Here is a 25,566-nt window from a genome sequence, read left to right on the forward strand (position 1 = left end):
CCGCGCGTCTTGCGCCCGATTATCCGCGCAACGCGGCGCGCCGTTAAGCGATGCGCGCGCAAGTTATGGGAAAATCCCTGTTTTTGCGACATTCTTCCTGGCACCGATGAGCACCGAACCCAGTTCCAAGCCCGTATTCCCGATCACCGACGAAGTCCGGCATGCGCTCGCCGTCACGAAGCGCGGCGTCGACGAGCTGCTGATCGAGGAAGAGTTCGCGCAGAAGCTCGCGCGCAGCGCGGCCACCGGCACGCCGCTGCGCATCAAGCTCGGCCTCGACCCGACCGCGCCCGACATCCATATCGGCCACACGGTCGTGCTGAACAAGATGCGTCAGCTGCAGGACCTCGGCCATACGGTGATCTTCCTGATCGGCGACTTCACGTCGCTGATCGGCGATCCGTCGGGCCGCAATGCGACGCGCCCGCCGCTCACGCGCGAGCAGATCGAGGCGAACGCCAAGACCTACTTCGAGCAGGCCGCGCTCGTGCTCGACCGCGAAAAGACCGAGATCCGCTACAACAGCGAGTGGTCGATGCCGCTCGGCGCGGACGGGATGATCAAGCTCGCGTCGCGCTACACGGTCGCGCGCATTCTCGAGCGCGAGGACTTCACGAAGCGCTTCCAGGGCGGCGTGCCGATCTCGATCCACGAATTCCTGTACCCGCTGATGCAGGGTTACGACTCGGTCGCGCTGAACGCCGATCTCGAACTCGGCGGCACCGACCAGAAGTTCAACCTGCTGGTCGGTCGCGAGCTGCAGAAGCAGTACGGCCAGGAACAGCAGTGCATTCTGACGATGCCGCTGCTCGAAGGGCTCGACGGCGTCGAGAAGATGTCGAAGTCGAAGGGCAACTACGTCGGCATCAGCGAGAAGCCGACCGACATGTTCGGCAAGCTGATGAGCATCTCGGACACGCTGATGTGGCGTTACTTCGAACTGCTGTCGTTCCGCAGCATGGACGAGATCGCCGGCTTCAGGCGCGAAGCCGAAGGCGGCCGCAATCCGCGCGACTTCAAGGTGCTGCTCGCGCAGGAAATCGTCGCGCGCTTCCACTCGCAGGCCGATGCCGAGCGTGCGCTGGAAGACTTCAATCACCGCGCGAAGGGCGGCGTGCCGGACGACATCCCGTCGGTCACGCTCGCGGGCGCGCCGCTCGCGATCGGCCAGCTGCTGAAGCAGGCGGGCCTCGTGCCGTCGACCAGCGAAGCGCTGCGCAACATCGAGCAGGGCGGCGTGAAGATCGACGGTGCGACGGTATCGGACAAGGCCCTGAAGGTCGAGGCCGGCGAGTTCGTCGTGCAGGTCGGCAAGCGCCGCTTCGCGCGCGTCACGCTGACCGCATGATCGCGCTGATCCAGCGCGTGAAGCGCGCCGACGTGCGGGTCGGCGCACGCACGACGGGCGAGATCGGCGCGGGCCTGCTCGCGCTCGTTTGTGCGGAGCGCGGCGACACCGAGGCCGCGGCCGACAAGCTGCTCGCGAAGGTGCTCGGCTACCGCGTGTTCAGCGACGCGGCCGGCAAGATGAACCTGCCGGTGTCGAACATCGACGGTGAAGGGCGCGCGGGCGGGCTGCTGCTCGTGTCGCAGTTCACGCTCGCAGCCGACACCAACAGCGGCCTGCGCCCGAGCTTCACGCCCGCCGCGCCGCCCGACGAGGGCGCGCGCCTGTTCGACTATTTCGTCGCGGCTGCGCGTGCGCGCCATCCGGTCGTCGAGACCGGCGAATTCGGCGCCGACATGCAGGTCTCGCTCGTCAACGACGGGCCCGTGACGTTCTGGCTGCAAGTGCGGCCCTGATTCCCCGCCGGAGACGCCTCGCGATGGCCACCACGCAGATCCTCTTCATTCGCCATGGCGAGACGGCCTGGAACCGCATCAAGCGCATCCAGGGCCATATCGACATCCCGCTGGCCGATACGGGGCTCGCGCAGGCGCAGCGGCTTGCCGCGCGCCTCGAACGCGACGCGCGCGACGGCGCGCGCATCGACGCGGTCTATTCGAGCGACCTGATGCGCGCGCAACAGACCGCGCAGCCGTTCGCTGCCGCGCTGGGGCTGCCGCTGATTCTGCGCGAAGGCCTGCGCGAGCGCGCGTACGGCGTGTTCCAGGGGCATGACAGCGCGGAGATCGAAACGCTGTTTCCCGATGCGTATGCGGCATGGCAGACGCGCGATCCGGGTTTCGAGCCGGAAGGCGGCGAGTCGCAGCGCGCGTTCTATCACCGCGTGCTGCATGCGATCGAGCCGATCGTCGCCGCGCATCCGGGTGGCCGGATCGCGTGCGTCGCGCACGGCGGCGTGCTCGATTGCGTGTATCGCTTCGCGAACGGGATCGAGCTGGCCGCGCCGCGCAACTATCCGCTGCTCAACACGAGCATCAACGTCGTCGATTACGTGGACGGCCGCGCGCAGGTCGTGCAGTGGGCCGACGTATCGCATCTGGATGCGGCCAGCGACGACGACGGATACCGGAAGGTGCTCTGAGCGCACGGCCCCGTCGGCCGGGGCGCGTGAACGATGGCGGGCGCGTTACTGCGGCAGACCGTGGCGCGCCTTGTAGTCGAGCGCGTACGCGAGCTTGCCCGGCTTGTCGGCCGTGATCGGCTGGCGCAGCTTGTCGAATTCCCCCTTGCTGTATTTCTTGCCGCCGTTGATCGCGTCGGCGCGGCCGAGATCGGCGCCCGTCTTGCCGTCGATCACGGGGTCCGTGGCCGCGACCATCAGCGTCGACGCGTTCCACACCGCATTCGCATAACCGGTATCGGCCTTCGCGGGATCGGGATCGGTCGTGCCGATGCGCGTCAGATCGTAGCCGGTGAGCGCGAACGTGCCCGGTTGCGCGCGCAGCCAGTCGGCCCAGTAGAACTCGAGATAGTCGGTCGCCTGCGCAGGCTTGCTGTAGCCGATGTCGCGCGTGAAATAGACGAGCGACCGGTAGCGGTCGTTCGTCATCCCGAGCTTCAGCCCGAGCCCGGTCGGCAGCTGCGCGGCCGTGATCGGCTGGCCGTCGCCGTCCTTCAGGCGCAGGTAGCCGCGGCGCTGCATCTGCTGCCAGAACGCGTCGCCGGAGTACGCGCTCAGGTTGTCCTTGACGACCACGTGCACGTGCAGCGCCGGACCGCCGTCGGACGTCTCGTAGTAGGTCGACAGGCCGTGATGGCCGTCGGTCAGGTATAGCGTGTCACCGTTCGGGCCGATCACGACGGGATTGAGCACCGAGCGGTCGCGCGCGTTCGCATCGGTCGTCGTGCACGTGTAGCTCGCGGTGTCGCGCAGCGTCGACTGCGCGGTGTAGCCGCTCGACGCGACGCCGCCCAGGCCTTCGTCCGCGCAGAAGTCGTCGAACTTCTTGTCGGGCTGCAGTTCGTAGCGGCCGAGCTTGTAGTAGATCTGGTCGTAGCCGATCGCGCCCTGCGTCGGGTGCAGATCGCCGAGCGTGATGTCGAGCAGGTCGCCTGCGCGGGCGGCTTGCCACTTGCCGGGCTGCGGGGCGGGCGGCGTGGTCGTCGACGTGTCGCCGCCGGGCGGCGTCTGCATGTCGGCGTGCGTGACGGATGCGACGTCGTCACCGCCGCAGGCGGCGAGCGCGAGTACGGTGGACAGGCTGGCGGCAACGGCGAAACGGGTCGGCAGACGGGACATCGCGGGCATCGGGTGTCGTGGGAGGAGGCCGCGCGCAGGACGAGCGCACGCGGATGCAAGCCTGTCAGCTTGTCACAGGAATTTGACAGCAAATTGAAATGATCGGAAGGATCGTCAGGCAGACGGACGGTCGCCGGGCGGCGTCGCGGTCGCGCGGCGTCGTGCGCGCTTCGACACGCCGTTGATCAGCGCCCAGCGCAGCACGGGCGCGACCGCACGCACGCCGGGACGCACCACCGCGCGCCGCAGCGGCGCGAACCGCGACACGCGGAGCCGCTGCTGCGCCCACGGCGGCAGCAGGTCGATGCCGGCCTGCATCACGAGCGTCGCGGCGGGCCGCAGCGCCGGTTTGGCGACGGGCGCATTGAGCAGGATGCGCATCACTTCGAAGGTGCGCGGCCCGGCCTCGAGTTCCGGCTGCATGCGCGCCAGATACGCGGCGATTTCCGCACGCGAGCGCGGGACCTCCCGTGCGCCGAGCCGCTCGGCGATCTGCGCGGTTTCCGCGTAGTAGCGGTCCTGCATGTCGCCGGGCAGCGCCGGGTTCACGTAGCAGAGGTGCGCGGCCAGAAAGCTCGACACCTCGGCGACATGCACCCACGTCAACAGCGCCGGATCGTCGGCGCGGTACGGCCGCCCGTCGGGCGCGGTGCCCGAGATCTGCGCGTGGATCGCCTTCACGCGCTCGATCAGCGCGAGCGCGTCTGCGCGGCTGCCGAATGTCGTGCCGGAAATGAACGTCGCGGTGCGCCGCAGCCGGCCGAGGATGTCGGTGCGAAACGACGAATGATCCCAGACGCCCGCGAGCGCAAGCGGATGGAGCGCCTGCAGCAGCAGCGCGGCAATGCCGCCCGTCATCATCGACGTGAAGTCCGCATGCACGCGCCAGCAGACCGAATCGGGGCCGAACAGCCCCGGATCGCCGGGCGGCGACGAATAGTCGAGCGTCGGGCCGCTGCCCGTCGTCAGGTGCGTGACGCCGGCCACGACGCGCTTGCGCAGCTGCTCGACCCAGCGCGGGCCGGCGGCGGGGTGAGAGCTGTGCGGCGTCGTCATGGCGGGCGGCGGGCTATTGCGCGTCCGGCGTGTCCCACACGCCGCGCGCGGCATTGCCGGCATCGGGTGCCGCGAGCCCGAAGTGGCGATACGTGAGCAGCGTCGCGACGCGGCCGCGCGGCGTGCGCTGCAGGAAGCCCTGCTGGATCAGGTACGGCTCGAGCACGTCCTCGATCGTGTCGCGCTCCTCGCCGATTGCGGCGGCGAGGTTGTCGATGCCGACCGGGCCGCCGTCGAACTTGTGCAGGATCGCTTCGAGCAGCTTGCGGTCCATCAGGTCGAAGCCGACCGGATCGACGTCGAGCATCGCCAGCGCGGCGTCGGCGACGGCCGCCGTGATCTGGCCGTCGGCCTTCACCTCCGCATAGTCGCGCACGCGGCGCAGCAGGCGGTTCGCGATCCGCGGCGTGCCGCGCGAGCGCCGGGCGATTTCCAGCGCGCCGTTCGGGTCGATCTGCGCGTTCAGCAGCGATGCCGAGCGCCGCACGATGCGCGACAGCTGGTCGGCATCGTAGAACTCGAGGCGCGCGACGATCCCGAAACGGTCGCGCAGCGGGTTGGTCAGCATCCCCGCGCGCGTGGTTGCGCCGACCAGCGTGAACGGCTGCAGGTCGAGCTTCACGCTGCGCGCGGCCGGCCCTTCGCCGATCATGATGTCGATCTGGTAATCCTCGAGCGCCGGATACAGGATTTCCTCGACGACCGGCGACAGCCGGTGGATCTCGTCGATGAACAGCACGTCGTTCGCTTCGAGATTGGTCAGCAGCGCGGCGAGATCGCCCGCGCGTTCGAGCACGGGGCCGGAAGTCTGGCGCAGGTTCACGCCCATCTCGCGCGCGATGATGTGCGCGAGCGTGGTCTTGCCGAGACCGGGCGGCCCGAACAGCAGCACGTGGTCGAGCGGCTCGGAACGGCGCTTCGCGGCCTCGATGAAGATTTCGAGCTGGCCGCGCACCTTCTCCTGGCCGACGTAGTCGTCGAGCTGGCGCGGCCGCAGCGCGCGTTCGAACACCTCCTCGTGCGACGAGGCGGGCGTGGCGGCGATGATCCGCTCGGCGGCGAGTTTGTCGGTTTCAATCATGCGGGCATTGTACCGCGCGGCGCGGTCGGGCCCACCTGGCCGAACGGCCGACTGGCGCGCGCCGCGCCGCAGCGCGACACTGGCTTCGACAGCAGGCTGCGGGCGGGCGTCAGACCTTCGACAGCGCCTTCAGCGCGAGCTTGATGCCTTCGGATACACCAGTGCCGGCCGGCACGTTCTTGATCGCGGCGAGGCCTTCCTTTTCCGAGTAGCCGAGCGCGACCAGTGCGTTGAGGATGTCGGCCGCGTGGTCGGACGGCGACGCCTCGCCGGCGAGTGCGCCGAGGTCGGCGCCGAGCTTGCCCTTCAGCTCGAGCAGCAGGCGCTCGGCGGTCTTCTTGCCGATGCCGGGCAGGCGCGTCAGGCGCGCGGCGTCCTGCATCGTGACGACCTGCGCGAGCTCCTGCACGCTCATGCCGGAGAGCACGGCGAGCGCCATGCGCGCGCCGATGCCGGTGATCTTCAGCAGCTCGCGGAAGGTCGTGCGCTCCTGCGGCGTCAGGAAGCCGTACAGCAGGTGCGCGTCCTCGCGGACGATCTGCTGCGTGAGCAGGACGACGCGCTCGCCCGTCTGCGGCAGGTTGTAGAAGGTGCTCATCGGCACGTCGATTTCGTAGCCGACGCCGTTGCAGTCGACGAGCAGGTGAGGCGGGTTCTTTTCGAGCAGGATGCCGGCGATGCGACCGATCATGGATGGCGGGATGCGAGGAAGAAAGCGCGAGTGTAGCGCACGCGCGGCGCAAAGCCGATGGGTCGGGCCGTGCGTCTGCGGCTTGCGCGGGAGAAGGGCAGGGCGACCTCGGCGCGCGCGGGGCGCCGGGCGGGAGGATCGGCCGCATCGGCGCATCGGGCGCAGGCAGCGTGTCGCCGCTCGCGCCGGGCGCCGGTGCAGCCGCGCCGCGTCAGCCGACGAGCCGCCCGCGCCGCACGCGCAGCCCTTTCTTCGCGAGCGCCGGCGCGAGGCCGCCGAGCGTCGACAGCGTATTGCCGCCGTGCGCATGGCAGATCGCCATCCCGAGCGCGTCGGCCGCGTCGGAGCCGGGCTGCCCCGACAGGTTCAGCAGGCGCGTGACCATTTCCTGCATCTGCGCCTTGGTCGCGCGGCCGTAGCCGACCACGGCCTGCTTGAGCTGCAGCGCCGTGTATTCCGCGACCGGCAGCCCGCCCGCGACGAGGCCGCAGATCGCGGCGCCGCGCGCCTGGCCGAGGAGCAGCGTCGACTGCGGGTTGACGTTGACGAACACCTTTTCGATCGCGGCCTGGTCGGGCGCGTGTTCACGCACGAGCGTCGAGACGCCCTGGAAGATCGTGCCGAGCCGGGTGGCCAGATCGGCCGTCGGGGTGCGGATCACGCCGCTCGTGACATACGCGAGACGGTGGCCGCTGACGTCGATGACGCCGAAGCCCGTGACGCGCAGGCCTGGGTCGATGCCGAGAATTCGCATGTAAGGAGGGAATTGCCTGATGCAGCGATACTACAACGAAAGGCGCGACGAGCCGTCGCGAAGCGGTGCGCGGCCGCGCGGCCGGCGAGTCGCGTGCGCAGCGCGCGGTCGTCCCGCTTCGGCGTTTTGCCGGGCGGGGATGCACCGCGCAATAAAAAACCCGGCGGGTATCATGCCGCCGGGTTTTCGTGCCGCCGCCGCGCGGGCCCGATCAGTGACGGAAGTGGCGCACGCCCGTCAGGATCATCGCGATGTTGTGCTCGTCGGCCGCCGCGATCACTTCGTCGTCGCGCATCGAGCCGCCCGGCTGGATCACGCAGGTCGCGCCTGCCGCGACGACCACGTCCAGACCGTCGCGGAACGGGAAGAACGCATCCGACGCGACCGCCGAACCGGCCAGCGTGAGGCCGGCGTTCTGCGCCTTGATGCTCGCGATGCGTGCGGAATCGACGCGGCTCATCTGGCCAGCGCCGACGCCGAGCGTCATGCCGTTGCCGCAGAACACGATCGCGTTCGACTTCACGTACTTCGCGACGCGCCAGGCGAACAGCAGGTCGTCCATTTCCTTCGGCGTCGGGTGGCGCTTCGTGACGACGCGCAGCTCGTGCGGCTGCACGTTCTTCGCGTCGAGCGACTGCACCAGCAGGCCGCCGCCGACACGCTTCAGGTCGAACGTGTTATGGCCTTCGCCCAAGGCGATCTCCAGCAGACGCACGTTCTGCTTCGCTGCGAACACCTGCTTCGCGGCGTCGCTGAACGACGGCGCGATCAGCACTTCGACGAACTGCTTCGCCACCGCCTGCGCGGCCGCTTCGTCGACTTCGCGGTTGAACGCGATGATGCCGCCGAAGGCCGACGTCGGATCGGTCTGGAATGCCTTCGCATAGGCATCGGCCGAGTCGTTGCCGACCGCGACGCCGCACGGGTTCGCATGCTTGATGATCACGCAGGCCGGCGCGTCGAACGTCTTCACGCATTCCCACGCCGCGTCCGAATCCGCGATGTTGTTGTACGACAGCTCCTTGCCCTGCAGCTGGCGGTAGTTCGCGAGCGCGCCGGCCGGCGTGACGATGTCGCGATAGAACGCCGCGCTCTGGTGCGGGTTCTCGCCGTAGCGCAGGTCCTGCACCTTGTCGAACGCCAGGTTCAGCGTCGCCGGGTACGGATTGCGCGAGCTGTGCTTCAGCTCGTCGGTCAGGCTCGTCAGGTAGTTCGTGATCGCGCCGTCGTATTGCGCGGTGTGCGCGAACACCTTGGTCGCGAGGCGGAAGTTGGTCGCGTAGCCGACCGTGTTGCCGTTCGCCTTCATTTCGTCGAGCACGACCGCGTAGTCGGCCGGATCGACGACGACCGTCACGTCGCGGTGATTCTTCGCGGCCGAGCGCAGCATCGTCGGGCCGCCGATGTCGATGTTCTCGATCGCGTCGGCGAGCGTGCAGTCGTCCTTCGCGATCGTCGCGACGAACGGATACAGGTTCACGACGAGCAGGTCGATCGTCGGGATGCCGTGCTGTTCGAGCGCCTGCATGTGCTCGGGCAGATCGCGACGCGCGAGGATGCCGCCGTGGACCTTCGGGTGGAGCGTCTTCACGCGCCCATCGAGCATTTCCGGGAAGCCGGTGTAGTCGGCCACTTCGGTGACGGGCAGGCCCGCGTCGGCGAGCAGTTTCGCGGTGCCGCCGGTCGACAGCAGCTTGACGCCGAGGTCGGACAGCGACTTCGCGAAGTCGACGATGCCGGTCTTGTCGGAAACGGAAATGAGCGCTTGCTTGATCATGATGGAACCACCAATAGCCAGGGAAACGGGGACGGGACGGCCGTCTACAGCAGGCCGTGCTGCTGCAGCTTCTTGCGCAGCGTGTTGCGGTTGATGCCGAGGTACTCGGCGGCGAGCGACTGGTTGCCGCCGGCCTGTTCGAGCACGACCTCGAGCATCGGCTTTTCGACACAGGACATCACCATTTCATAGACGTCGTGCGGATTGGAGCCGTCTAGATCCCGGAAATACACGTCCAGGCTCTCGCGGACACATTGTTCGATGTTGTGCTTGCTCATGCTGCTAACTGGTTAGGGTCGTCCGACTCGCCCTGGCCGTTTTCGTCTTCGTCGTCGACGTAGACGAGGTGGTCCGACAGCGCCTTTTGCGCGTCGAAGAAGGCATTGACGGCGGCGAGCTGCTCGCGGGTGGAGTCGAGCGTGTTCATTCGATGCCGGAACCCGTTGGCACCGGAAAGGCCGCGAGTGTACCAGCCGATGTGCTTGCGCGCAGTACGAACGCCGGTGAATTCCCCGTAGAACGCGTAGTGGTCTTCCAGGTGTTCGTTCATCACGTGCTGGATCTCGTCGATCCGCGGCGGCGGCAGCAGCTCGCCGGTTTGCAGGAAATGATCGATTTCGCGGAAAAGCCATGGCCGGCCTTGCGCGGCACGACCGATCATCAGCGCGTCGGCGCCCGTGGCGTCGAGCACGGCCTTCGCCTTCGCCGGCGACGTGATGTCGCCGTTCGCGACGACCGGAATGCGCACCGCGGCCTTCACGGCCGCGATCGTGTCGTATTCGGCTTCGCCGCGATAGAGGTCGGCGCGCGTGCGGCCGTGCACGGTGAGCATCGAGATGCCGGCGGCTTCGGCCAGCCGCGCGATCGTGATCGCGTTCTTGTGCTCGCGGTCCCAGCCGGTGCGGATCTTCAGCGTGACGGGCACCGCGTCGGGCCCGGTGCCCACCGCGGCGACGACGGCCTCGACGATCCGCTGCACGAGCGGCTCGTTCTGCAGCAGCGCGGAGCCGGCCGCGACGTTGCAGACCTTCTTCGCGGGGCAGCCCATGTTGATGTCGATGATCTGCGCGCCGTTGTCGACGTTGTAGCGGGCCGCTTCGGCCATCATCGCCGGGTCGGCGCCGGCGATCTGCACCGCGATCGGCTCGACTTCGCCGGTGTGGTTGGCGCGCCGCATCGTCTTCGCGCTTTTCCACAGCTGCGCGTTGGACGCGACCATCTCGGACACCGCGTAACCGGCCCCCAGCTTCTTGCAGAGCTGGCGGAACGGACGATCGGTCACCCCGGCCATCGGGGCGACGAACAGGTTGTTACGCAGGACGTGAGAGCCGATAACGGGCATCGCAATGGCACCGCCCGCGAGCGGCAGGCGTCGCGGGCCAAAAAGGACGGAGGGAAAACGCGCATTTTACCGTATTCCCATGCCCCGCCGATTTGACCCGGTTTGACGGGGATCGCCGTGCGCGCGAACGCGCGGCGCGTCGCGCGTCAGCTGCGCTGGCCGAACATCATCTGGCGCGCGATCGCGGTCTTCAGCGGCGGCACGAATTCGAGTGCGGTGAGCGCCGCGCCGCGCAGCAGCGGCAGCGGGCCCGCGTCGATCGTGAACAGCCGCGCGAGCGTGTCGGTCGCGCCGATCGTGAAGCGCCGGTCGAGCGCGCGGCGCGCGTTGAAGGTCGCGAGCGCGGTCGCTTCGAAGCCTTGCGCGGACAGCGCGTCGACCAGCGTGTGCGCGTCGCGCAGCCCGAGGTTGAGTCCCTGGCCCGCCACCGGGTGCAGCGTCTGCGCGGCATTGCCGACGATCGCGACGCGGCCGTTGACGAGCGTTTGCGCCGCATTGAGCCCGAGCGGAAACGACGCGCGGCCCGCGATCGCGACGAACGCGCCCATGCGCTCGCCGAACGCGATGCCGAGCTCGCGCAGGAACGCGTCGTCGGGCAGCGCGGCGCGCCGCGCCGCTTCGTCGGGCGCGCAGCACCAGACCAGCGCGTAGTCGGCCTGGCGCGGGCCGCCGAGCGGCAACAGCGCGAGCGGGCCCTCGTGCGTGAAGCGTTCCCACGCGACATGCGGGCGCGGCGCGGCGACCGTGACGGTGCCGACGAGCGCGGTCTGTCCGTAGTCGCGGCGATGCTTGCCGGTGTCGGCCTGCTGTTCGTGGAACAGCCCGCCTTCGGCATTGACGACGATGCGCGCGCGCAGCGTGCGCTCGCCGTGCGGGCCGTCGAGCGTCAGCGTGACGCCGTCGGCGTCCTGCTGCGGCGCGCGCGCGGTGGTCGAGGTCAGCCAGTCGACGCGCGTGCCGCGCACCGCGCCCGCGAGCGCCTGCACGAGCGAGCCGTAGCGCACGACATAGCCGAGCGCGGCGAGGTCGTGCTCGTTGCGGTCGATCAGCGTGCGGCCGAAGTGGCCGCGCTGCGATACGTGGATATGTTCGATCGCGGTCGAGTCGGCGGGCCATGCGAGCGTGTCGAGCAGCACGCGGCTGCCGTGCGACACGGCGATCGCGCGCGGATCGTTCGCGCTCGCGGCCGGCTCGCGCGCATCGATCAGCGCGACCGACGCGTGCTGCGTCGCGCTGCGCCGCGCGAGCCAGCCGGCGAGTGCGAGGCCGACGGGGCCCGCGCCGACGATGGCGAGATCGTAGTCCGGCGTGGCCGGGGAAGAAGCGGTCGTCATCAGGATTCGTGAAACGGTGGTAACGGTCGATGGCGCGGCATCGCGGGTCACGCGCCCGCGCGCATCAACGCCTCGATCTCGGCCGCGTCGACCGGCACGTCGCGCGTGATCAGTTCGCAGCCCTGCTCGCGCACGATCGCGTCGTCCTCGATGCGGATGCCGATGTTCCAGTAGTCGGACGGCACGTCGTCGGCGGCGCGCACGTACAGGCCGGGCTCGACCGTCAGCGTCATGCCGGGCTTCAGCGTGCGCCACGGCAGCGCGCCGTTGGCGTCGCGTTCGGCGAGCCGTTCGCGATAGTCGCCGCAGTCGTGCACGTCCATCCCGAGCCAGTGGCCGGTGCGGTGCATGTAGAAGCGCGTGTAGGCGCGCTCGGCGATCACGTCGTCGACGTTCGAGAAGCGCGTTTTCGGGATGATGCCCGTATCGAGCAGCCCCTGCGCGAGCACGCGCACCGCAGCGTCGTGCGGCGCCTCGAACGGCACGCCGGCGCGCGTCGCGTCGATCGCGGCCTGCTGCGCGGCGAGCACGATGTCGTACAGCGTGCGCTGCGCGGGCGAGAAGCGTCCGTTCGCCGGGAACGTGCGCGTGATGTCCGACGCATAGCCGTCGAGCTCGCACGCGGCGTCGATCAGGATCAGGTCGCCGTCCCGCGCGGCCGCGTTGCCGGCCGGGTAGTGCAGCACGCATGCGTTCGCGCCGGCCGCGACGATCGATCCGTAGGCGGGCGCCTGTGCGCCATGCTTGCGGAACGTATACAGCAGCTCGGCTTCCAGTTCGTATTCGCGGATGCCGGGCCGGCATGCCTGCATCGCGCGACGGTGCGCGAGCGCCGAGATGTGCGCGGCGCGCATCATGATCGCGAGTTCGTGTTCGTCCTTCACGAGCCGCATGTCGTCGAGCAGCGGCGTGAGGTCGAGCATCGCGTCCGGCGCGGCGACGCCCGCGCGTGCCTGCGCGCGCACCGCGTCGAGCCAGCGCGCGAGCTGCCGGTCGAACTCGGCCGAGGCGCCGAACCGGTAGTGCACGGTGCCCGCATCGGCGAGCAGGCGCGGCATTTCGGTATCGATCACGTCGGTCGCGTACGCGGCATCGAAGCCGAATGCGTCGCGTGCGGCTTCGGGCCCGTAGTGGAAGCCTTCCCAGATTTCGCGGTCGGCATTCTTCGCGCGGCAGAACAGGATCGATTCCGGTGCGCCGTGCGGCGCGGCCGCGTTCAGCACGAGCACCGCGTCCGGCTCGCTGAAGCCGGTCAGGTAGTGGAAATAGCTGTCGTGCCGGTACGGGTAGCCCGTATCGCGATTGCGCAGCACTTCCGGCGCGGTGGGGACGATGGCGACGCCGCCGCCCGCGGCGCGCAGTGCGGCAAGCACGCGCGCGCGGCGCTGGCGGTAGACGTCGACGGCGATGGCGGTATCGATGGGCGCATTCATCGTGCGATTGTAGCGCCGCCGGACGCCGCGCGTGAACGCCGCGGCCGCAGGCCGCGCCGCAAGGCCGCGGGGCGGCTGTTGCAAACCATCCACAGGCCAAACGGGCGATTTTCTACCGTGCGACGTCGCCCGGTTATGATCGACGACAACGTATACTCTCGGCGGTTCCCTTCAAAAGGCAGATGATGAAATTAATCGGTTCGCTCAGCAGCCCGTTCGTCCGAAAGGCGCGGATCGTGCTTGCTGAAAAGAAGATCGACTACAAGCTGGAGCTCGAGAACGTGTGGGGCCCGGATACCAACATCCATGCGTCGAACCCGCTCGGCAAGGTGCCGTGCCTCGTGATGGAGGATGGCGCCGCGGTGTTCGATTCCCGCGTGATCTGCGAATACGTCGATACGCTGTCGCCGGTCGGCAAGCTGATTCCGCCGTCGGGCCGCGAGCGCGTCGAGGTGCGTTGCTGGGAAGCGCTGTGCGACGGCGTGCTCGACGCGTCGGTCGCGATCCGTCTCGAACACACGCTGCGCGACGAGGCGCAGCGCAGCGCGAGCTGGATCGCGCGGCAGCAGCGCAAGATCGACGACGGCCTCGTCGCGATGTCGCAGGGTCTCGGCGGCAAGACGTGGTGCGTCGGTAATCATTACACGCTCGCCGACATCGCGCTCGGCTGTGCGCTCGGCTATCTCGACTTCCGGATGCCGGAGCTGAACTGGCGCGACCGCCATCCGAACCTCGACAAGCACTTCGTGAAGCTCGCGCAGCGCCAGTCGTTCGCCGATACGCTGCCGCAGAACTGAGCCGCGACCGGTTCGCGCGCATAATCCGCAGACAAAAAAACGCCGGCAAGGCCGGCGTCAGATTGCTGACGAACCCCACGTTTTTGGAAGCGTGGGGTTTTGTCTTTCTGGGATCAGGATTGCGAGCTCGCCGCGAGCGGGTAGTCGAAGCTGCAGCGCAAACCGCTCACCAGACGCAGCAGCATGCGCACGAAGCGCCAATCGGGACCCGCTGGCCCCTTTTTCCGCTTCCGCGCCACCAGCATCGCGATCTTCTTGATGTTCTGCGCCGCCGCGGCCAGCAAGCACTGCTCGGCCACCTTGCGTAGCCCACGCATACGCGCATAACGGTGCCCATGCAGTTGCTTGGCATCGGCGAAGCTACGCTCCACCGTCTCCTTGCGCCGCGCGTAAATGCGTTGGCCCCATTCGGTCAAGCGCCGCGCGTCCACCTTCTCCTTGGCGCGCTCCCACACGTGGCGCGTCACCACCTTCACCGCGTTCGCACTGTTCGTGCACTGCGCGCGTACCGGGCAACGCCGGCAGATCTGCGGGTTGGATTTGTATTCCCGGTAGCCGACTCGATTGGTCGTGCTGTAAGGCAGTGCCTGCCCCTGCGGGCACACGTATTCGTTGCGATACGCGTCGTACTTGAACTGCCGTTTGTAGAACATGCCCGGCTTGTGGTTCGGCGTGCGATAGCCCATCACCCCGGCAATCCCTCGCTCCTCCAGCCCCTGGCACACCGCCGGCGTGAAGTAGCCCGCATCCAGCCCCACCGCATCGACCTTGAACTCGAAGCGCTCGCGCTGCCGATCCAGCCGATCCAGATACGGCTGGCTGTCGTGCACCGAGGCCGGCGTCACATGCGTATCGGTGATGATCGCGTGCCGGGCATCCACCGTGCGGTGGTCCAGATAGAAGAACCCTTTGGGCTTGTCGTCCCGAACCATGTAGCCGCTGTCCGGATCGGTTCGGCTGATCTTGGTGTCCTTGCTCGGCGGCGGCTCGTCGTCGTCGCGATCCAGCGGCTTCTTGCCATGCGCGGCCCGGTCCGCATCCACCGCCGCATTCAGCGCCTCCGTGTACGCCGCAGGCGTCTGCTCCAGCTTCACGACATCAAACTTGCCTTTGTTCGCATTCGCCTTCAGGTGCGTGCTGTCGGTGTACAGCACCCGACCATCGACCAACCCGCGCTTCATTGCCTGCCGCACGATCTCGTCGAAGATCTCCTGATACACCACCGTGTCCGGGAAGCGGCGGCGGCGATTCTGCGAGAACGTCGACGCATCCGGCACCTTGTCGGTCAGCCGGAACCGCGCGAACCACCGATAGGCGACGTTGACCTGGACCTCACGCATCAGTTGCCGCTCGCTGCCCACCCCAAACAGGTAGCCGATGAACAGCAGCTTGAACATCACCACGGGATCGAGCGCTGGCCGCCCGTTATCCGCGCAATACAGATGCGCCACCTTCGCGCGGATGAACTCGAAATCCACCGCCGCGTCGATCTGGCGCAGCAGGTGGTCCTTCGGCACGAGTTCCTCGAGCGTCACCATCTCGAGTTCGTGCTGCGTGGGCATGGGCGTCTTCAGCATCACGCCATTAAAAAACAAAACCCCCGCACTTGGCGAGGGTTTGTCAGCAATCTGAAGCGCCCGGGCCGGGCGCTTTTTTTTGTTGCGCCAGCCGCGCGACGCGCGGCGGCCGGCGTTACTCGATCGATGCGTAAACGGTCTCGCCGAGTGTGAACGAATCGCTGCGCGAAATCGGCCACCATTTGTCGTACAACGTATAGCCGCACGTGTTACCGTCGAGCAGCGCGCCCGGCTTCAGATACTTCAGCAGCTGCGACATCAGCCGGACCTCGTGCGGCGAGATGCGCTGCACGATATGGTGTGCGCGCAGCTCGGACGGATGCGCGAGGCCGGCCGCCTGCACGAGCTCCTGCAGCGCGTGCAGCGTATTGCGGTGGAAGTTGTAGACGCGCTCGGCCTTGTCGGGCACGACGAGCGCGCGCTGACGCACCGGGTCCTGCGTCGCGACACCGGTCGGGCAGCGGTCGGTGTGGCAATGCTGCGCCTGGATGCAGCCGACCGCGAACATGAAGCCGCGTGCCGAGTTCACCCAGTCCGCGCCGATCGCGAGCGTGCGCGCGATGTCGAACGCGGTGATGATCTTGCCGCTCGCGCCGATCTTCACGCGGTCGCGCACGCCGATCCCGACCAGCGTGTTGTGCACGAGCAGCAGCCCTTCCTGCAGCGGCACGCCGACGTGGTCGGTGAATTCGAGCGGCGCGGCGCCGGTGCCGCCTTCCGCGCCGTCGACGACGATGAAGTCCGGCACGATGCCCGTTTCGAGCATCGCCTTCGCGATCCCGAAGAACTCCCACGGATGGCCGATGCACAGCTTGAAGCCGGTCGGCTTGCCGCCCGACAGCGTGCGCAATCGTTCGACGAATTCGAGCAGCCCGCGCGGCGTCGAGAATTCCGAGTGCGTCGCGGGCGAGATGCAGTCCTTGCCCATCGGCACGCCGCGCGTCTCGGCGATCTCGGGCGTGATCTTCGCGGCCGGCAGCACGCCGCCGTGGCCCGGCTTCGCGCCCTGCGACAGCTTGATCTCGATCATCTTGACCTGCGGATCGGCGGCCTGCTTCGCGAACTTGTCGGGGTTGAACGTGCCGTCGTCGTTGCGGCAGCCGAAGTAGCCCGACGCGATTTCCCAGATGATGTCGCCGCCGTTCTCGCGGTGGTACTTCGACAGCGAGCCTTCGCCGGTGTCGTGCGCGAAGCCGCCTTTCTTCGCGCCGAGGTTCAGCGCGCGGATCGCGTTCGCGGACAGCGAGCCGAAACTCATCGCCGAGATGTTGAAGATCGAGATGTCGTACGGCTGCGCACGCGTCGCGCCGACGCGGATGCGGAAATCGTGGTTCGGCAGCCGGGTCGGCGCGAGCGAGTGGCTGATCCATTCGTGCGCGACCGCCTTCACGTTGAGCTCGGTGCCGTACGGGCGGTTGTCGGCGACGTTCTTCGCGCGCTGGTAGACGAGGCTGCGCTGCGCGCGCGAGAACGGTTTCTCGTCGGTATCGTCCTCGACGAAGTACTGGCGGATTTCCGGCCGGATGAACTCGAACAGGAAGCGGAAGTGGCCCCAGAGCGGGTAGTTGCGCAGGATCGCGTGACGGTCCTGCTTCAGGTCATACAGGCCGAGCGCGACGAGCGCGACGGGGATGACGATCCAGAACCAGGAGAGCACGTGGATCGATGCGAGCGCGGCCGCGGCGACAAGCAGCAGGACGGCGCACCACATCGCAAGGTAGCGTCGTGAAAGCATGGGGACTCCGTAAGAATCTTGAAGTGCCGCCATGCGTACGCTGCGCGGCGGCGCACCGGCCTCGACCGGATCGTGTCCGGCCGGGCGCGGCGTGCCGCAAGTCTAAACCGAATACGGGTCAGCGTGCGTCGGCGAGCGCCGGCGCGCGGCCTTCCGCGCAAGCGGCCTGACCGGGCTGGCCGGTCGCCGCGAACTCGATGATGCCGCCGCCGAGACAGATCTCGCCGTCGTACAGCACCGCCGACTGGCCGGGCGTGACTGCCCATTGCGCGTCGTCGAACGCGAGCGAGAAGCGCGCTTCGCCTGCCGGGCCGGGCGTCGCCGTGCCGTATGCGCAGGCGGCGTCGGCCTGCCGGTAGCGGGTTTTCGCGCCGCACGCGAAGCCGTCGGCCGGCGGCTCGCCCGCGACCCAGCTGACGTTGCCGGCGACGAGCTGCCGCGACAGCAGCCACGGGTGATCGTGGCCCTGCACGACGTACAGCGTGTTCGACGGGATGTCCTTCGCGGCGACGAACCACGGCTCGCCGCTGCCGTCCTTGCTGCCGCCGAGGCCGATGCCCTTGCGCTGGCCGAAGGTATAGAACGCGAGGCCGATGTGCTCGCCGACGACCTTGCCGTCCGGCGTCTTCATCGGGCCGGGCCGGGTCGGCAGATAGCGGTTCAGGAAATCGCGGAACGGCCGTTCGCCGATGAAGCAGATGCCGGTCGAATCCTTCTTCTTCGCGTTCGGCAGCCCGATCTGCGCGGCGATCTCGCGCACCTTCGTCTTGGGGATCTCGCCGAGCGGGAACATCGTCTTCGACAGCTGCGCCTGGTTCAGCCGGTGCAGGAAGTACGACTGGTCCTTCGTATGATCGAACGCCTTCAGCAGCTCGAAGCGCCCGTCGCGCTCGCGCACGCGCGCGTAATGACCGGTCGCGATCATTTCGGCGTCGAGTGACATCGCATGATCGAGGAACGCCTTGAACTTGATCTCGGCGTTGCAGAGCACGTCGGGGTTCGGCGTGCGGCCGGCCGAATACTCGCGCAGGAACTCGGCGAACACGCGGTCCTTGTACTCGGCCGCGAAATTCACCGCCTCGACGTCGATGCCGATCAGGTCGGCCACCGACACGACGTCGATCCAGTCCTGGCGCGTCGAGCAGTATTCGCCGTCGTCGTCGTCTTCCCAGTTCTTCATGAACAGGCCGACCACGTCGTAGCCCTGTTCCTTCAGCAGCCACGCGGTCACCGACGAATCGACGCCGCCCGACATGCCCACCACTACACGGCGCTTGCTCATTTGCCCACCGCCTGACGGTCGAATGCGTCCGGCCGCGGCGCGACCGAATGCGTATGCACGAAATCGAGCGGAATGCGCCGCCCGGCGAGATAGTCGTCGACGCAGCGCATCACCGCCGGCGAGCGGTGGCGATCGACGCAGGCGCGCAGTTCGTCGGCGCTCATCCACATCGTGCGGACGATGCCGTCGTCGAGCGCGTGGCCCGCGACCGGCTCGCCGGCCGTGCCGCAGAACGTGAAGCGCAGGTAGGTCGCACCGGCGGTGCCGGGGCGGTCGTAGTGCGCGAGATAGACGCCGACCAGCGCGTCGGGCGTAAACGGGTGCGCGGTTTCCTCGAGCGTCTCGCGTATCACGGCGTCGGCAAGCGTTTCGCCGGATTCGAGATGGCCGGCCGGCTGGTTGATGCGCAGGCCCGTCGAGGTTTCTTCCTCGATGACGAGAAAGCGGCCGTCGCGCTCGACGAGCGCCGCGACGGTCACGTGCGGGGTCCAGGTTTCGGGTTTCATGGTTCGGCATTTTACCGGTTGCGCCCGGACGCTGCCCGCCGTCTGCTCAGACGAATCCGACCCCGCGAATCGTCTGTCCGGCCGATGCGCGCGGCGGCCGGACGGGGCACTGTTGCAATTCGGAACGATCGTGCGGAAAGTGCTGGCCCGGTCGCGGCTTTCGGTTAAAGTGCAGCGTGAAAGCCGTTGCTCGTGAGCCGGTACGTCAGCCTGTCCGGCTCGTTGTGCAGTAAGAATCGCAAGAAAGAAATACTGACAATGACTGGAGGAACTGACGATGCATATTGGTGTGCCTGCTGAAACGCGGGCCAATGAGTCGCGCGTGGCCGCGACGCCGGAGACCGTGAAGAAGTACGCGGCCGCCGGTCATCGCGTGAGTGTCGCGAAAGGGGCCGGCGCGGCGGCCAGCTATCCCGACGAGGCCTATGCCGCCGCCGGCGCCGAATTGACCGACCAGTCGGCCGCATTTGGCGCCGATCTGGTGCTGAAGGTCCAGGCGCCGTCCGAGGCCGAGCTGCCGCTGCTCAAGCGCGGTGCGGTGCTGGTCGGCATGCTCGATCCGTTCAACGGCGAGCAGGCGGCGCGGCTCGCCGCCGCCGGCGTGACCGGCTTCGCGCTCGAAGCCGCGCCGCGCACGACGCGCGCGCAAAGCCTCGACGTGCTGTCGTCGCAGGCCAACATCGCCGGCTACAAGGCGGTGCTGGTCGCCGCGTCGCTCTATCCGCGCTTCCTGCCGATGCTGATGACCGCCGCCGGCACCGTGAAGGCCGCGCGCGTGCTGATCCTCGGCGCGGGCGTCGCGGGGCTGCAGGCGATCGCGACCGCGAAGCGGCTCGGCGCGGTGATCGAGGCGTCCGACGTGCGGCCGGCCGTGAAGGAGCAGATCGAATCGCTCGGCGCGAAATTCCTCGATGTCCCCTACGAAACCGACGAAGAGCGCGAAGCCGCGCAGGGTGTCGGCGGCTATGCGCGGCCGATGCCGGCGTCGTGGCTCGGCCGTCAGGCCGCGCTCGTGCACGAGCGCGCGAAGCAGGCCGACATCGTGATCACGACCGCGCTGATTCCGGGCCGCCCCGCGCCGACGCTGATCTCGGTCGAAACCGTGCAGTCGATGAAGCCCGGTTCGGTGCTGGTCGATCTCGCCGCCGGCCGCGGCCCCGAAGTCGACGGCCGCAAGGGCGGCAACTGCCCGCTGACGGTCGCCGACCAGGTGATCGTGCACGGCGGCGTGACGATCGCGGGCTACACGAACCTCGCGTCGATGGTCGCGTCGGACGCGTCGGCGCTGTACGCACGCAACCTGCTCGACTTCATGAAGCTGATCGTCACGAAGGAAGGCGCACTGAACATCGACCTGACCGACGACATCGTCGCCGCGACACTGCTGTGCCGCGACGGCGAAGTCACGCGCAAATAACGGAGGAGACCATGGAAATCATCAATCACACGGTGATCAACGTGATCATCTTCGTGCTGGCGGTCTACGTCGGCTACCACGTCGTGTGGAACGTCACGCCGGCGCTGCATACGCCGCTGATGGCGGTTACCAACGCGATCTCGGCGATCGTGATTGTCGGCGCGATGCTCGCGGCGGCGCTCACCGTCGGCGCGACCGGCAAGATCTTCGGCACGCTCGCGGTCGCGCTCGCGGCCGTCAACGTGTTCGGCGGCTTTCTCGTGACGCGGCGCATGCTCGAGATGTTCCGCAAGAAGGAGCCGAAGGCAGCGAAGGAGGGCGCGCGATGAGCATGAACGTCGTTACGCTGCTGTACCTCGTCGCGTCGGTGTGCTTCATCCAGGCGCTGAAGGGCCTGTCGAACCCGAAGAGCGCGCGGCGCGGCAACCTGTTCGGGATGGTCGGGATGGCCATCGCGATCCTCACGACGATCGCGCTGATCGTCAAGCAGGCGGCCTGGCTCGGCGCGAACCTGCCGCTCGGGCTGGCGCTCGTGCTCGGCGCGCTGGTCGTCGGCGGCGCAGTCGGCGCGTTCGTCGCCGCGCGCGTCGAGATGACCAAGATGCCGGAACTCGTCGCGGCGATGCACTCGCTGATCGGTCTGGCGGCCGTCTGCATCGCGTATGCGGTGGTGTCGGAGCCGGAAGCGTTCGGGCTCGTGCCGCAGGACGCGGTCGCCGCGAACTTCATCCCGTACGGCAACCGTGTCGAGCTGTTCATCGGCACCTTCGTCGGCGCGATCACGTTCTCCGGGTCGGTGATCGCGTTCGGCAAGCTGTCCGGCAAGTACAAGTTCCGGCTGTTCCAGGGCGCGCCGGTCGTGTACGCGGGCCAGCACCTGATCAACCTGATGCTCGCGATCGCGATGCTCGGCTTCGGCGTGTTGTTCTTCATCACGCAGGCGTGGCTGCCGTTCATCATCATGACGGCGATCGCGTTCGTGCTCGGCGTGCTGATCATCATCCCGATCGGCGGCGCGGACATGCCGGTGGTCGTGTCGATGCTGAACTCGTACTCGGGCTGGGCCGCGGCCGGCATCGGCTTCTCGCTGAACAACGCGATGCTGATCATCGCGGGCTCGCTGGTCGGTTCCTCCGGTGCGATCCTGTCGTACATCATGTGCCATGCGATGAACCGCTCGTTCTTCAACGTGATCCTCGGCGGCTTCGGCGGCGAGGCCGCGGCCGGCGGCGCGGCGGGTGCACAGGAGCAGCGCCCGGTGAAGTCGGGCTCGGCCGACGACGCGGCGTTCATGCTCGGCAACGCGGAGTCGGTCGTGATCGTGCCGGGCTACGGGCTGGCCGTCGCGCGCGCGCAGCATGCGCTGAAGGAGCTGACCGACAAGCTGATCGAGAAGGGCGTCGACGTGCGCTACGCGATCCATCCGGTTGCCGGGCGGATGCCGGGCCACATGAACGTGCTGCTCGCGGAAGCGGAAGTGCCGTACGACATCGTGTTCGAGATGGAGGACATCAACGGCGAGATGGGGCAGGCCGACGTGGTGCTGGTGCTCGGCGCGAACGACGTCGTGAACCCGGCCGCGAAGAACGATCCGAAGTCGCCGATCGCGGGCATGCCGATCATCGAGGCGTACAAGGCGCGCACCGTGATCGTCAACAAGCGCTCGATGGCGGCGGGCTACGCGGGGCTCGACAACGACCTGTTCTACATGGACAAGACGATGATGGTGTTCGGCGATGCGAAGAAGGTCATCGAGGACATGGTGAAGGCCGTCGAGTAGCGCGCGCGAGCGGTCCGGTCGCGCGAGGCGGCCGGATGCGGTTCGACGACGGGGCCCGCCCGGCACATGCCGGCCGGGCCCCGGTCGTTTCACGGGCGCACGAGGCGTGCGACGCACGCGGCGATCGCGTCGCGCACCCGCACGATCGCCGGGTCGCGCTGCGTGCTGGTGCGCCAGCCGATCTCGACCGGATAGCGCGGCAGATCGACCGGGCAGGCGACGCAGCGCAGCGGCGTCGTCCGCGCGATCGCGCGCGCGGCGTGCGCCGGGATCGTCGCGACGGCGTCGGACCCGGCCAGCAGATACGGCAGCGCCGCGAAATGCGTGGTCGATGCCGCGACGCGCCGCTTGTGGCCGAGCGCGGCCAGCGCCTCGTCGACGATGCCGATCACGCCGCCCGACGAGACCAGCAGATGATCGCGCCGCAGGAAGTCGGCGAGCGTCAGCGTGCGCGGCGGCCGCGCGCGGGCGGCCGGATCGATCAGGCACGCGTAACCGCCCGTCGCGATCGCGCGCCGGCTCAGCCCGGTTGCGGAAAACCCGCCCGACGCGATCGCCAGATCGACGCCGTGCCGCAGCAGTGCATCGCCGGCGATGCCGCTGTGCGTCTGGCGAAAGATCAGCCGGATGCCCGCGGCCTCGTGCGCGACCGCGTCGATCAGCGGCCGGCCGAGCGCGATCTCGAAGTCGTCCGACAGCCCGATCGAGATCGTCCGGCCGACGCGCTCGCCGACGTCGGCCGCGATCGCGAGGCTCGCGCGGCAGCGGTCGAGCGCGTCGGACAGGATCGGCTTCAGCTCGTCCGCGCGCGGCGTCGGCGCGAGCCCGCGCCCGGTGCGCACGAACAGCGGATCGGCATAGACCGTGCGCAGCCGCGCGAGCGCCGCGCTGACGGCCGACTGTGTGAGGTCGAGCCGCAGCGCCGCGCGACTCGCGCCGCCTTCCTCGTAGAGCGCCTCGAACACCTTCAGCAGGTTCAGGTCGAGCCCGGCGATATCATCCTGGTTCATGTCAGTTATCGTCATATCGATTTGATCGATGGAATCATATCGATAAAGATGGCGTTATCCCATTCACCGGAGAACGTCTTCATGACCACGTCAGTCATCGCCGCGCTGCAGATCGGCGCATCGCCCGCCGGCACGCGCGCCACGCTCGACACGATCGTCGGCTACGAAACAGCGATTCGCGACAGCGGCGCGTCGCTCGTCGTACTGCCCGAGGCCGTGCTCGGCGGCTACCCGAAAGGCGAGATCTTCGGCACGCGGCTCGGCTACCGGCTGCCCGAGGGCCGCGACGCCTACGCGCGCTACGCCGCCGAGGCGATCGACGTGCCGGGCCCCGAGACCGACGAGTTGGCCGCGCTGTCGCAGCGCACGGGCGCGAGTCTCGTGGTCGGCGTGATCGAGCGCGGCGGCAGCACGCTGTATTGCACGGCGCTGTTCTTCGACCCGCACGGCGGCCTCGTCGCGAAGCACCGCAAGCTGATGCCGACGGGCACCGAGCGGCTGATCTGGGGGCAGGGCGACGGCTCGACGCTGCCGGTCGTCGACACGGCAGCGGGGCGTGCCGGCGCCGCAATCTGCTGGGAAAACCACATGCCGCTGCTGCGCTGCGCGATGTATGCGAAAGGCGTGCAGATCTGGTGCGCGCCGACCGTCGACGAGCGCGACGTCTGGCAGAGCTCGATGCGGCACATCGCGCACGAGGGGCGCTGCTTCGTGGTCAGCGCGTGTCAGGTGCAGCCGTCGCCGCGCGCGCTCGGCATCGACGTGCCGGGATGGGATCCGGAGCGGCCGCTGATCCGCGGCGGCAGCGTGATCGTCGGACCGCTCGGCGACCTGCTGACCGAACCGCTGATCGGCGAGGCGGGGCTCGTGACCGCGCGCATCGATACCGACGAACTCGTGCGCGCGCGATACGACTTCGACGTGGTGGGGCACTATGCGCGCGCCGACGTGTTCTCGCTGCACGTCGACGAGCGGCCGAAGCGGCCGGTGGTGTTCGCGGGATGAGGCAGGGGCGCCCCTGCGCGGGGGCGCCGGGCCGCGCGAATCGGCGCGGCCGCGTCAGCGCATCGGCGCTTCGGCGATCCGCATGTAGTCGGCGATGCGGCGGCCTTCCATGTCCGGAAACTGCTCGTGCACGGTGATGTCGCCCATCCGCGCGATGTCGAAGGTGCGGAAGTCGCCGCGCAGCTCGCACCACGCGCCGATCGTCCAGCGCCCGCCCCAGTAGACGAGCCCGAGCGGCCACACGCGGCGCTGCGTGTGCGCGCCGAGCCGGTCGCGATACGTGAAGCTGACGATGTGACGCGTATCGACGGCCTGGTGGATCGCATCGACCTTCCCGGAAAACGCCTCGTCGATATGAAACGACGGCGCGAATACGGGCAGCCGGTCGAGCGCGGTGCGCTTGTCGGCCGGCATCGCCGACGCGATCTTCGCGAGCGCCGAGCGTGCACCGCCGGCGAAGCGCGCGCCGCCCCAGGTTTCGAGCATCCGCGCGCCGGCGGCGAGCGCCGCGAGTTCCTCGGCCGTGAAGGTCAGCGGCGGCAGGCTCGCGTGGCGGTTCAGCCGGTAGCCGATCCCGGCCTCGCCTTCGATCGGCACGCCCGACAGTTGCAGGTCGCGCACGTCGCGGTACACGGTGCGGGGCGAGACCGACAGCCAGTCGGCGAGCTGCTGCGCAGTCGTGAGGCGGCGCCCGCGCAGCAGCTCGGCGATCTGGAACAGGCGGTCGGCACGGCGCGTCATGGCTGCACCTCGGCTTCAACGGCAGTGGGAATGCCGCGATGATAGCGCCGTGCCGGCCGTGCGGCGGCCGCGTTCAGTGGCATTTCGGCGCGTGCAGGCCGACCCGGTTGCCTTCGGTATCGATCAGGTAGCCGATGTAGCCGTAGTTGTTCGGCAGCTCGACCACCGAGCCCTGCACGATGCCGCCCGCGCGCTTCGCGCGTTCGAGCGCCGCGACGACCGATTCGCCGGCGTTCAGGTACACCAGCACGCCGTTCGCGCTCGGCTTCATCTGCTGCGGATCGAACACGATGCTGCCGCCGGTGTTCGACGCCTCGTGATCGAACACGGCCATCGGCACGCCGCCGATCACTTCGCGCTGCAGCGTCGTCTGCAGCACGGTTTCGTAGAAGCGGATCGCGCGGTCGAAATCGAGGGACGGAATATCGAACCACGCAATCGTGCGCTCCAGGGTTGCGGTTGCTGCGGTCATGAGGTGCTCCTTTTTCGTTTGGATTCTGTGTGGAACCGGCATTGCATGGCGCCGGGATTGCAGTGTGAGCGGGGGCTGCTGACACCGTATTGTCAGTAGTGTCGTCAGGACTGACAGCGGGGCGTTCGG

25 protein-coding genes are annotated in these 25,566 nt (G+C 68.4%); 8 read left to right on the plus strand and 17 right to left on the minus strand.

The window, feature by feature from the left end:
- The first annotated feature begins 106 nt into the window (after window positions 1-106).
- Genes tyrS through WS57_RS20895 form a run of 3 tightly spaced genes read left to right on the plus strand, consistent with a single transcriptional unit; the run spans window position 107 to window position 2,489 of the window.
- On the plus strand, window positions 107-1,348 hold the full coding sequence (gene tyrS, locus WS57_RS20885; protein ID WP_059603990.1) for a tyrosine--tRNA ligase: 1,242 nt from the start codon (window positions 107-109) through the stop codon (window positions 1,346-1,348).
- Window positions 1,345-1,803 (plus strand): D-aminoacyl-tRNA deacylase, encoded by a 459-nt coding sequence (dtd, locus tag WS57_RS20890; protein ID WP_009687901.1) that lies wholly within the window; start codon window positions 1,345-1,347, stop codon window positions 1,801-1,803. Before tyrS ends, dtd begins: the two co-directional genes overlap by 4 nt.
- A 23-nt stretch (window positions 1,804-1,826) precedes the next feature.
- Complete coding sequence (locus tag WS57_RS20895) at window positions 1,827-2,489, plus strand: histidine phosphatase family protein (protein ID WP_009687902.1); 663 nt, start codon at window positions 1,827-1,829, stop codon at window positions 2,487-2,489.
- Between the two features lie 45 nt (window positions 2,490-2,534).
- Here WS57_RS20895 and WS57_RS20900 read toward each other — a convergent pair whose 3' ends face one another.
- From WS57_RS20900 to WS57_RS20945, 10 genes are all read right to left on the minus strand, one after another.
- Window positions 2,535-3,647, minus strand: coding sequence for a ParB/Srx family N-terminal domain-containing protein (locus WS57_RS20900; RefSeq protein ID WP_059513132.1), 1,113 nt, complete (start codon window positions 3,645-3,647; stop codon window positions 2,535-2,537).
- 114 nt (window positions 3,648-3,761) lie between these two features.
- Window positions 3,762-4,703: an oxygenase MpaB family protein gene (locus WS57_RS20905; RefSeq protein WP_059513111.1), complete on the minus strand. Its 942-nt coding sequence runs from the start codon at window positions 4,701-4,703 to the stop codon at window positions 3,762-3,764.
- A gap of 13 nt (window positions 4,704-4,716) precedes the next feature.
- On the minus strand, window positions 4,717-5,784 hold the full coding sequence (gene ruvB / locus WS57_RS20910; RefSeq protein ID WP_009687905.1) for a Holliday junction branch migration DNA helicase RuvB: 1,068 nt from the start codon (window positions 5,782-5,784) through the stop codon (window positions 4,717-4,719).
- Between the two features lie 109 nt (window positions 5,785-5,893).
- Complete coding sequence (ruvA, locus tag WS57_RS20915) at window positions 5,894-6,475, minus strand: Holliday junction branch migration protein RuvA (protein ID WP_009687906.1); 582 nt, start codon at window positions 6,473-6,475, stop codon at window positions 5,894-5,896.
- 211 nt (window positions 6,476-6,686) lie between these two features.
- Window positions 6,687-7,229, minus strand: coding sequence for a crossover junction endodeoxyribonuclease RuvC (ruvC, locus tag WS57_RS20920; RefSeq protein WP_009687692.1), 543 nt, complete (start codon window positions 7,227-7,229; stop codon window positions 6,687-6,689).
- 211 nt (window positions 7,230-7,440) lie between these two features.
- Window positions 7,441-9,006: a bifunctional phosphoribosylaminoimidazolecarboxamide formyltransferase/IMP cyclohydrolase gene (gene purH / locus WS57_RS20925; protein WP_069244786.1), complete on the minus strand. Its 1,566-nt coding sequence runs from the start codon at window positions 9,004-9,006 to the stop codon at window positions 7,441-7,443.
- A 44-nt stretch (window positions 9,007-9,050) separates the two neighbouring features.
- A complete protein-coding gene (locus WS57_RS20930) occupies window positions 9,051-9,284 on the minus strand; it encodes a Fis family transcriptional regulator (RefSeq protein ID WP_006401675.1) in 234 nt (77 codons plus the stop codon).
- Window positions 9,281-10,348, minus strand: coding sequence for a tRNA dihydrouridine synthase DusB (dusB, locus tag WS57_RS20935; RefSeq protein ID WP_009687694.1), 1,068 nt, complete (start codon window positions 10,346-10,348; stop codon window positions 9,281-9,283). The genes WS57_RS20930 and dusB overlap by 4 nt, the downstream gene beginning before the upstream one ends.
- Window positions 10,349-10,494: 146 nt before the next feature.
- On the minus strand, window positions 10,495-11,682 hold the full coding sequence (locus tag WS57_RS20940; protein ID WP_059513109.1) for a UbiH/UbiF/VisC/COQ6 family ubiquinone biosynthesis hydroxylase: 1,188 nt from the start codon (window positions 11,680-11,682) through the stop codon (window positions 10,495-10,497).
- Window positions 11,683-11,729: 47 nt separating this feature from the next.
- Window positions 11,730-13,115, minus strand: a complete 1,386-nt coding sequence (locus tag WS57_RS20945) for an aminopeptidase P N-terminal domain-containing protein (protein WP_059513131.1) — start codon at window positions 13,113-13,115, stop codon at window positions 11,730-11,732.
- 185 nt (window positions 13,116-13,300) lie between these two features.
- Between WS57_RS20945 and WS57_RS20950 the strand changes: the two genes are divergently transcribed.
- Window positions 13,301-13,912, plus strand: coding sequence for a glutathione S-transferase family protein (locus tag WS57_RS20950; RefSeq protein ID WP_009688491.1), 612 nt, complete (start codon window positions 13,301-13,303; stop codon window positions 13,910-13,912).
- Between the two features lie 113 nt (window positions 13,913-14,025).
- Here the strand turns inward: WS57_RS20950 and WS57_RS20955 are convergent, their stop codons facing one another.
- The 4 genes from WS57_RS20955 to WS57_RS20970 all read right to left on the minus strand — a co-directional run bounded on the left by WS57_RS20955 (window position 14,026) and on the right by WS57_RS20970 (window position 19,012).
- Complete coding sequence (locus WS57_RS20955) at window positions 14,026-15,489, minus strand: IS1182 family transposase (protein ID WP_155741224.1); 1,464 nt, start codon at window positions 15,487-15,489, stop codon at window positions 14,026-14,028.
- Between the two features lie 115 nt (window positions 15,490-15,604).
- Entirely contained in the window at window positions 15,605-17,224 is a 1,620-nt protein-coding gene (locus WS57_RS20960) for an FMN-binding glutamate synthase family protein (protein ID WP_009688492.1), read from the minus strand.
- A gap of 118 nt (window positions 17,225-17,342) precedes the next feature.
- Window positions 17,343-18,506 (minus strand): tRNA 2-thiouridine(34) synthase MnmA, encoded by a 1,164-nt coding sequence (gene mnmA / locus WS57_RS20965; protein ID WP_009688493.1) that lies wholly within the window; start codon window positions 18,504-18,506, stop codon window positions 17,343-17,345.
- A complete protein-coding gene (locus tag WS57_RS20970) occupies window positions 18,503-19,012 on the minus strand; it encodes an NUDIX hydrolase (protein ID WP_069244787.1) in 510 nt (169 codons plus the stop codon). Before WS57_RS20970 ends, mnmA begins: the two co-directional genes overlap by 4 nt.
- Window positions 19,013-19,289: 277 nt before the next feature.
- On the opposite strand from WS57_RS20970, the gene WS57_RS20975 reads away from it, so the two are divergent.
- The 3 genes from WS57_RS20975 to WS57_RS20985 are packed head-to-tail and all read left to right on the plus strand — an operon-like array spanning window position 19,290 to window position 22,209.
- Window positions 19,290-20,429, plus strand: coding sequence for a Re/Si-specific NAD(P)(+) transhydrogenase subunit alpha (locus WS57_RS20975; protein WP_059603988.1), 1,140 nt, complete (start codon window positions 19,290-19,292; stop codon window positions 20,427-20,429).
- Between the two features lie 11 nt (window positions 20,430-20,440).
- The gene (locus tag WS57_RS20980; protein WP_009688496.1) at window positions 20,441-20,758 is read left to right on the plus strand and encodes an NAD(P) transhydrogenase subunit alpha; all 318 of its coding nucleotides are present in this window, start codon (window positions 20,441-20,443) and stop codon (window positions 20,756-20,758) included.
- Window positions 20,755-22,209 (plus strand): NAD(P)(+) transhydrogenase (Re/Si-specific) subunit beta, encoded by a 1,455-nt coding sequence (locus WS57_RS20985; protein WP_060244986.1) that lies wholly within the window; start codon window positions 20,755-20,757, stop codon window positions 22,207-22,209. Before WS57_RS20980 ends, WS57_RS20985 begins: the two co-directional genes overlap by 4 nt.
- A gap of 89 nt (window positions 22,210-22,298) precedes the next feature.
- Here the strand turns inward: WS57_RS20985 and WS57_RS20990 are convergent, their stop codons facing one another.
- Window positions 22,299-23,219 carry a LysR family transcriptional regulator gene (locus tag WS57_RS20990; protein ID WP_069244788.1) on the minus strand — a complete coding sequence of 307 codons (921 nt, stop codon included), beginning with the start codon at window positions 23,217-23,219 and terminating at the stop codon, window positions 22,299-22,301.
- Between the two features lie 81 nt (window positions 23,220-23,300).
- On the opposite strand from WS57_RS20990, the gene WS57_RS20995 reads away from it, so the two are divergent.
- On the plus strand, window positions 23,301-24,224 hold the full coding sequence (locus tag WS57_RS20995) for a carbon-nitrogen hydrolase family protein (RefSeq protein WP_009688692.1): 924 nt from the start codon (window positions 23,301-23,303) through the stop codon (window positions 24,222-24,224).
- A gap of 54 nt (window positions 24,225-24,278) precedes the next feature.
- On the opposite strand, the gene WS57_RS21000 is transcribed toward WS57_RS20995, so the two are convergent.
- Entirely contained in the window at window positions 24,279-24,965 is a 687-nt protein-coding gene (locus WS57_RS21000; protein ID WP_040126661.1) for a helix-turn-helix transcriptional regulator, read from the minus strand.
- A 73-nt stretch (window positions 24,966-25,038) separates the two neighbouring features.
- Complete coding sequence (locus WS57_RS21005; RefSeq protein ID WP_009688689.1) at window positions 25,039-25,437, minus strand: VOC family protein; 399 nt, start codon at window positions 25,435-25,437, stop codon at window positions 25,039-25,041.
- Between the last annotated feature and the right edge of the window lie 129 nt (window positions 25,438-25,566).

Origin of the sequence: Burkholderia pseudomultivorans (assembly GCF_001718415.1) — a bacterium.
Classification (GTDB): domain Bacteria; phylum Pseudomonadota; class Gammaproteobacteria; order Burkholderiales; family Burkholderiaceae; genus Burkholderia; species Burkholderia pseudomultivorans_A.